We start from the raw sequence: 7,729 nt of genomic DNA, 5'->3' as shown, positions 1-7,729 counted from the left end.
GGGTTTTGACACCAAATTTATGAATTTTTAAATTTACAACACTAACTTTTTGTGTTGCAGCAATATTAGTTGGTGGTCTTAAACGTATAGCAACTGTAAGTCAAATAATAGTTCCATTTATGGCAGTAATATATTTAGTTTTTGCAATTTTACTTTTGATAGAGGTAAAGAATTTTCAGAATTTGAGAAAATAGAAAAAGAATTAGGATGCAAAACTTATTTTTGTGATCCCTATTGTGCATGGCAAAAAGGTACAAATGAAAATAGTAACGGACTTTTGAGGGAGTTTTATCCTAAGGGTATGGATTTATCAGAAGTGAATATTGATGAATTAAATTATAACTTAAGTTTAATGAATAATAGACCTAGAAAATGTATAAAATATAAAACACCTAAAGAAGAACTTTTTGGTCTCTTACCATAGGTGTTGCATTTGATTTGACAATTCGTCTGTTGAAAAAATAGTCCTAATAAATGGCTGATTTTCAGTGAATAAAAGTTGTTTTAAAAAAAATTAAGTTTTTCGAAAAAAAGACTTGCAAAATTATTAAAATAGACTTATAATTTATTAGTACTTTAATTTCGGGGTGTAGCGCAGTTTGGTAGCGCACGTGGTTTGGGACCATGGGGCCGGGGGTTCAAATCCTCTCACCCCGACCATCAAATAGCATCGCATTGGCGGTGCTTTTTTTATACCTAAAATTAGAATAACACTATGATTTACTAAAAGTTGAATCACATTTATAAAACTACTAAGTTAAGGAGTTTATATGAATACAATAATGTTTGACTTAGACGGTACCCTCTTGGATTCCATGTTGATGTGGAAAAATCTTGGAGCAAACTTTCTAAGAAGAAAAAATTTAAAAATAACCGATGCCGTTATAAAAGAAATGAGTACAATGAGCCTTGTTATGAGTTCAGCATTTTTAAAAGATTATTATAATCTTCCAGAAAGCAGCGAAGAAATACACAGACAATTTAAAGATACTGTTATGTATTTTTATCTAAACGAAGTAATGCCAAAAGTTGGTGCTTTTGAAGTTTTAAAACAATATAAAAACTTGGGCAAAAAAGTGCTCTTAGCAACTGCAACAAACGAAGAATTTGTTCAACCAACTTTAGATAAATTTGGAATCTATAATTGCTTTGACGGTATCTATACTTCAGATATGGTCGGAGAAAAGAAAGACTCACCAAATTTCTTCAATAAAATTTTAGAAAAAGAAAATCTTTCTTCTAAATCAACACTTTTATTTGACGATTCAGAATTTGCACTACTTGCTGCAAAAAAATCTGGAATAAAAACTTGTTGTGTAATAGACCAACATTCAATTGCAAATTACGAAATGTTAAAAAAGGAATGCGATTTTTATATCGAAGAATTTACAGAGTGGGTTGTGTAGAATTGATCTTATTTTTTATTTCAAAAGCTGCCACCATATTTTTAGTGTCATTCATTTGTTTTTCATTAATAAGAACACATCTATTTCCAGATTTAAAAAAAGGCTCCTCGGCTCTTAGAGAGTTTAGGATTAGCCTTTTTTACGCTTACATACTGACCATGAGTGTATTCTTATTTATGCCCAATTCCTATATAGTTGGCTCAAATGCAACAGACTACTTTGATATGGCAGGTAATTTTAAAAATATACTGAGCTCTTCAAAAATAAACTTAATACCTTTTAGAACTATTAAAAATTATATTCTATATGCCAGCCCAGCTCATGTAGCACTAAATATCTTGGGTAATACTTTTTTGTTCATTCCCTTCGGATATTTAATCGCTAAAATATATCCTCAATTTCAAAAGGCAAAAAATATATGTCTTATCCTTTCAATGAGTATTCTCTCAATAGAAATAATTCAACTCACAGTTGGTAGGACTCTTGATATTGACGATTTTCTTCTAAACTTTTTAGGTGGACTACTGGGTTATTTATTGAGTTTAATTGACCGAAAGTAATTTTTAATTTATAATGGTAGATAACCTTCGGGGGCGAAACTGGTTTCGACGGGGGTTTGGAGCTTACAGTAGCGAGCCGTTTTGAGAATAACGTAAAAATCTCAAAAAAAATTAAACGACAATAACGAATTAGCGTTTGCTGCCTAAGTGCAGCTCATCTTCTCTTTGAACCCCGTGGCTTAGAGTAAGGTGTCAAATTAACGGGACACGAAGCTGAGAAAGACAACATATCTTAGTGGGTACTAATGTTGTTATAGTTTAAATACTTTGTTCATTGAGGATTTAATCCGAATAAAAAAAATGTAACTGCGCTCGGAGAAGCTGTCTGTGAAGGGCTTTCGGACGCGGGTTCGACTCCCGCCGCCTCCACCATAAAATAATAATTTAACCTACCTTAAAAGCTCATTTAATTAGGGATTTTAGAAAAAACTTATTTAGAGAGTCTTTAGGTGGCTAGTAGAAAGACTATGAACTGAAATGTTTGTAGTCTTTTTTATGCTTAATTATTGAAAATGACCGTTTTATAGCGACCAATAACTTGAATTATCTCTGATAGTACAAGAATATGTGTGTACTAAAAGAAAAGGAGATTACCAACATTAAACAAGATATTTTACAAAGATTAGAAACAGAAATTAAAATTTGCAACAGATATACAGAGAACTCAACTAAAAAAGAACAGTGAGTGATATTGATTTAAAAATGAACTTTATAGATATAGCAAAAAAAGGATTCTCTCTGCAGATTTATCCCCCACTCCAGGTAATTTCGTCAGTTCTTTTAACACTGACTCAATCTTTTCGATGGATACGTGATTGTTAAGAGTGGTTCTATGTCAACCATATAAAACAATAGTCCTTCCGCTACAAAACACAAAAATCTATACTTACCCACAAAAAACAAAAAAAGACGACATCTCTGCCGTCTCTTTATTTTTCTTATTTTGTTGCAAATTGGATTAGTTTGTAAAGTGTTTCTGCTAGTTCTCCTCTACTATACTCTCCATATGGTTTGTAGTTTTCATTGTCTTTACCAACAATTAAACCAATTTTATTCATTAATTCAACCGCGTCTTTTGACCATGTTGGTATATCTTTTCCATCACTATATTTAAATTCTTCTACCGATGGCATGTCTATTCCGTGATCTTTTAAGAATCTCATGATGATTACTGCAAATTCTTGTCTTGATACGTTTTGGTTTGGTCTGAAGTCTCCTTCTTCATATCCTGCAACTATTCCATTTTTCTTTGCCCAAAGCACTGCTTCGTAGAACCAGTCTGATGATTTCACGTCTGTAAATGGTTTATCCACTTTTGTGAAGTTCTTATCTGCTGAAATTCTATAAAGTGTTGTTACTACCATAGCTCTTGTCATGGATGATTTTGGACTAAATGTTGTTTCGCTTGTTCCAACCATGATTCCTCTTGTTGCCAAGTATTCAACTGCTGATTTTAATTCTGCTGGCACGTCTGTGAATTTAGGATTTAGATGCGGTTTAGCTATTTCTAATCCATACTTGCTTCCTGGTACTACTGGCTTAGTTTCTTTCTTAGCTTCAGTCTTAGGTGATCCAACGTAGCTTGGCCACCATGGATTGTAATCAGGAGTTGGCATTGGTTGTGGAGTTGGCATTGGTTGTGGAGTAGGTTCTACATGTTTAGTAAATGTCCAAGTTAAAGTATAAGTGATGTTTTTATCCTTATCTGTTGTCTTAACCCAGTTGCCAGCCTTCCATTCTCCAACCTTCTTACCATCTTTTACTTCAACAAGAGCTGCTTTTGCTGCTTCTGAAGAAGTGTCTGGTGCTGTAGGAGCTGCTGGTGCATTTTCTGGATAAACTGCTTTTTCACCTTCAAGATTTTCTGGTTTTAATTTATTTAAAACTTCTGGAAGATCTTTGTTCTTTGGATTAGTTTCAAATACATACTTAACAGTAATCTTGCCTTTTTCAGCCCAAGTCCAAGTACCTGTAAATTCGTTTTTACTTTCGTCTTTATCAACAACTAATTCTTTTGGATTCCATTCTTTGAATGTCCAAGTACCTTGTTTTCCATTAATAGTTTCTGGTACAGCTTTGAAATTATCCTTGCCTGGAGTTTGTGTTGAACCTATATAGTTTGTAGTATCACTTACTTTTTGACCAACTATTACAGCATCTGGTAAAACATGACCTCTTGGTACATCTTTGCCATCACCCATTATAGCTGGATCAATAACAAATTTACGTGTAACTTTAGCAGTCTCAGTTTCTGTTAATACCCACTTACCGACCAAGTGGTTTTCAGCATCTGTGGCGGAAACTTTCGCATCACCATCATTCAATTTTGTTTTAAAACTTGTATCTGTAGACTTATACCAACCTTCGAACTTCCATGTACCTGTCATGTCCGCAAAATTAACTTTATGTTCTGCAGGATTCATGTTCGGTAAGGTAATATCGTTGCCTACAAATCCGGTTTGTTTTTCCGGAACTGCGGGCTCAAATTTGCCCTTGAGAACAAGAACAGGAATTTCTACAGTCGGCTTATTGCTGTTGTAGAACTTGAAGGAGAAGGTGACATCCTTTTGAACCTTCTTCGTAGCCTTGGCGGTGAACGATTTTTCAGCTGTTATATTTGTATAATCAGCTTCTACAAGTTCATTGTCGCCATTGTACCACTTGTTGTTTTCGTAATTATCTTGAAGAGTCGTTGCAGGAATATCAGCCTCTGCTAATCCTGTATTAGGTTTTACATAGAATGTTTCATAAAGAACTGGAGTAGTTTTATCCCCGTTCTTATCTCCAATCTTAACACCTTCGCCTAATAAGAACTTCACGGCAACTTTGTTGTCGGGTAAGTTTCCGAGAACGATGGTGTTGGTATCGTCGCCTTCTACAACCTTGTTCTTAGGACCGGCTACATATAGAGTTTGACCATTAACTACTAGAATTGAACCATCGCTAAATGTAACTTTTAAGTTACCTTTTTTACCATCAGGTAAGTTTTGTTTTTCAGATGTTCTTGCAGTTCCTGGTTGATCAATAGTTCCATTTTCCCCAAGATCTTCAACTTTAGCTTTATCTTTAGCTAATTCTTCTTTTAGGGTTTTTTCTAAATTTGCTTTATCTTGTGCGTCATCTTTAATTTTAACGCCATTCTTCCAGTCGATTGTATCTCCAACCCAAACTTTAATATCTTGTGGGTCAAGTTTATCTTTAAGCTTAGATGCTGCTGCTTCTTTACCGCTTACTTTGTATTCAACTATGACTGCATTGTCACATCCTGGTTCTTCTATTGTTAGATTAAGTGTTACTTCCTTATCAATAAATAGACCAAGTTTGTCTGTGTCTAGATTAAGAGCTTTGCCGTTCTTTAATATATTTCCAACATGGTCTTGAACTACTGCTGCCAGCATTGTCTTAAAAGCATCATCGGTAGGGACTGTGCCCCTAACTTTGCTTAAATCAATCTCAGGATTATTTCCAATTTTTATTTTTGTAAGTTTATTATTGTTATAAAGATTTGTCAATCCAACAAATAGACCTGAGCCTTGCATAGTAGTTAATAAGGCATCTTTGTCGATAATAGCAACTGTTACCGTATGAGTTTTTTCATCAAACTTACCTATATATGCATCTTTTCTTTGAGCAACTCCTGCAAACATTTGATTTGCTGCTTTTTCAAATTGTGTTTGAAGCTCATCTTTTGTTAAACAATTACCTGGTTTATCGACTTCAGTGTATTGTGCTGTAAAAGTAAGGTCTAGGTGTTCTCCAAGTTTTTTTACATCAATCTTCTTATCTGCTCCAATTGCATTTTCAGGATTCATTTTCCATGGGTCTGTATCATTTGTCTTCCAAGTATCTTGAGAAGCTTGTTTTACAGTATATGTTGGGAAATCTAAATTGATAGCATCTCCATTGGCTTTATTTCCCTTTAATGTCTTTGCATCTTTGTCAATTTGTGTATTAATTGGATTTACAGCATATACAACTGCTGTCTTGTTATCAGCAAACTCTCCTATGTCATTTCCAGAGTCATTAGCAGAGAACTTAACAGCCACATATCCATCTGGGAATACATCTGTTGGTTTTAGTTCTAATGGTCCTATGATATCATCAAGCTTATCATAAGTGTAGATTACAGTGTAATCTCCATCTTTAGTGTAATTAGCTGTTTCTGGTGGATTTGGTACTCGATCAGTTGTAATGCTCTTGATATTGTATCCTAAAAATTTAGGAGCCTTATCCTTTTCAAAAACTTCCTTTTTAATAGCCGTATTCATGTCACCAGTTTTTTCAACAGGATATTCTTGACCTTTTAGTTGGTATTTTTGGTCAATAGCAGCATTTGTCTTGCTATCTTTGTACTCAACCTTAATCTTACCTTGTTCTTTTGGTGCGTCCTTTGCATATGCTAAATCAACTGGCACTATACTGATCAGCATAAGAATGGCAAGAATAAAACTTATAATTCTTTTCATATTTCCTCCTTGACTTTTTTTATAGATAATTTATCATAACAAGTGCAACATAAATAAACTCATAGCTAATCAGCTGTGTTAATATGTAAGTGACCAAACAAAACATATTAAAAGGAGTGATTAACTATGAGCTATAACCATCTTACCATAGAAGAAAGATCTTGTATTTACCAATTTTTAAATTTAGGAATGAGTATAAGGAAAATTGCACAAGCACTTAAAAGGTCACCTAGTACAATATCTAGAGAAATTAAAAGAAATTCATCTAAGATAAAGTTAGTAGGGAAGTTACACTAAGTACTTTCCGATAAAGGCAAATGATAAATATATTGATAGAAGAAAAGACTGCCATAGAAAAAGTAAATTTTCTAAAGATGTTATTGATTATTTAACTGTAAAGATTAACGAACATTGGTCCCCTGAACAAATATCAAATAGAAACACAAATGAGATTCATGAATTACCATCTACATCAACGATATATAGAATGATACACGCCAAAAAGACTGCCAAAAACTAAGTATGAAAAATTTAGAGAAGAAAAGACTAAATTTAAAAAGGTACCAGCAGAAAAAAGAAGGAAAATTACAATGATAAAGGTAAGAACAATTAAAGAAAAGAACCTAAAGAGATATACAGAAGGCAAGAATTAGGCCACTGGGAAGCAGATACAGTGGAATCAGGCAGATTAGATCAATAAAAGGAAAAGTAGATGTTGTTTCGTAACTTTAGCAGAAAGAAAATCTAGATATTATATAGCAATCCTAGTTGAAAATAGAGAGTCGGAAAGCGTAACACCAGCAATAATAAATGCATTAAAAGATTATCCAAAAGAATTAGTAAAAACAATAACCTTTGATAGAGGTAAAGAATTTTCAGAATTTGAGAAAATAGAAAAAGAATTAGGATGCAAAACTTATTTTTGTGATCCCTATTGTGCATGGCAAAAAGGTACAAATGAAAATAGTAACGGACTTTTGAGGGAGTTTTATCCTAAGGGTATGGATTTATCAGAAGTGAATATTGATGAATTAAATTATAACTTAAGTTTAATGAATAATAGACCTAGAAAATGTATAAAATATAAAACACCTAAAGAAGAACTTTTTGGTCTCTTACCATAGGTGTTGCATTTGATTTGACAATTCGTCCATAAAAATATCTGTTAGGGATTTACTCCCCAACAGATATTATAGAGCCTAAAAATACCCTCCTTACTGGTTTGTCCAGTAAAGAGGGTACATATCACCACTTGATTTACTGTTTTTGTGTTTTAAATTTATTTTTCAAAGTATTG

7 protein-coding genes, 1 tRNA gene, 1 other RNA gene and 1 pseudogene are annotated in these 7,729 nt (G+C 33.3%); 8 read left to right on the top strand and 2 right to left on the bottom strand.

Going from position 1 to position 7,729, the window contains the following annotated elements; genetic code table 11:
• The first annotated feature begins 23 nt into the window (after window positions 1-23).
• From B8869_RS12335 to ssrA, 6 genes and pseudogenes are all read left to right on the top strand, one after another.
• Window positions 24-194, top strand: coding sequence for an alanine:cation symporter family protein (locus B8869_RS12335; protein WP_200805928.1), 171 nt, complete (start codon window positions 24-26; stop codon window positions 192-194).
• Window positions 152-424, top strand: a pseudogene (locus B8869_RS11395) (IS30 family transposase); the annotation flags it as partial. The gene B8869_RS12335 and the pseudogene B8869_RS11395, both read left to right, overlap by 43 nt.
• A gap of 159 nt (window positions 425-583) precedes the next feature.
• Window positions 584-660 (top strand) — tRNA-Pro (locus tag B8869_RS00100).
• A 110-nt stretch (window positions 661-770) separates the two neighbouring features.
• The gene (locus B8869_RS00095; RefSeq protein ID WP_084229724.1) at window positions 771-1,406 is read left to right on the top strand and encodes an HAD family hydrolase; all 636 of its coding nucleotides are present in this window, start codon (window positions 771-773) and stop codon (window positions 1,404-1,406) included.
• The gene (locus tag B8869_RS00090; protein WP_159445211.1) at window positions 1,394-1,966 is read left to right on the top strand and encodes a VanZ family protein; all 573 of its coding nucleotides are present in this window, start codon (window positions 1,394-1,396) and stop codon (window positions 1,964-1,966) included. The genes B8869_RS00095 and B8869_RS00090 overlap by 13 nt, the downstream gene beginning before the upstream one ends.
• Before the next feature lie 29 nt (window positions 1,967-1,995).
• Window positions 1,996-2,338, top strand: a transfer-messenger RNA (tmRNA) gene (gene ssrA / locus B8869_RS00085).
• A gap of 337 nt (window positions 2,339-2,675) precedes the next feature.
• Here ssrA and B8869_RS12330 read toward each other — a convergent pair.
• Both B8869_RS12330 and B8869_RS00080 read right to left on the bottom strand, forming a co-directional pair.
• The gene (locus B8869_RS12330) at window positions 2,676-2,753 is read right to left on the bottom strand and encodes a hypothetical protein (protein WP_412458509.1); all 78 of its coding nucleotides are present in this window, start codon (window positions 2,751-2,753) and stop codon (window positions 2,676-2,678) included.
• 151 nt (window positions 2,754-2,904) lie between these two features.
• Window positions 2,905-6,432, bottom strand: coding sequence for an S-layer homology domain-containing protein (locus B8869_RS00080; protein WP_084229722.1), 3,528 nt, complete (start codon window positions 6,430-6,432; stop codon window positions 2,905-2,907).
• Window positions 6,433-6,558: 126 nt separating this feature from the next.
• Between B8869_RS00080 and B8869_RS11855 the strand changes: the two genes are divergently transcribed.
• Window positions 6,559-6,729, top strand: coding sequence for a helix-turn-helix domain-containing protein (locus B8869_RS11855; protein ID WP_412458508.1), 171 nt, complete (start codon window positions 6,559-6,561; stop codon window positions 6,727-6,729).
• A 395-nt stretch (window positions 6,730-7,124) separates the two neighbouring features.
• The gene (locus tag B8869_RS11850) at window positions 7,125-7,556 is read left to right on the top strand and encodes an IS30 family transposase (protein WP_327083030.1); all 432 of its coding nucleotides are present in this window, start codon (window positions 7,125-7,127) and stop codon (window positions 7,554-7,556) included.
• Window positions 7,557-7,729: the final 173 nt, after the last annotated feature.

Origin of the sequence: Peptoniphilus asaccharolyticus DSM 20463 (genome assembly GCF_900176115.1) — a bacterium.
Taxonomy (GTDB): domain Bacteria; phylum Bacillota; class Clostridia; order Tissierellales; family Peptoniphilaceae; genus Peptoniphilus; species Peptoniphilus asaccharolyticus.
The sequence above is the reverse complement of the archived record's forward strand: the minus strand, read 5'-3'. Positions and strand labels throughout refer to the sequence as shown.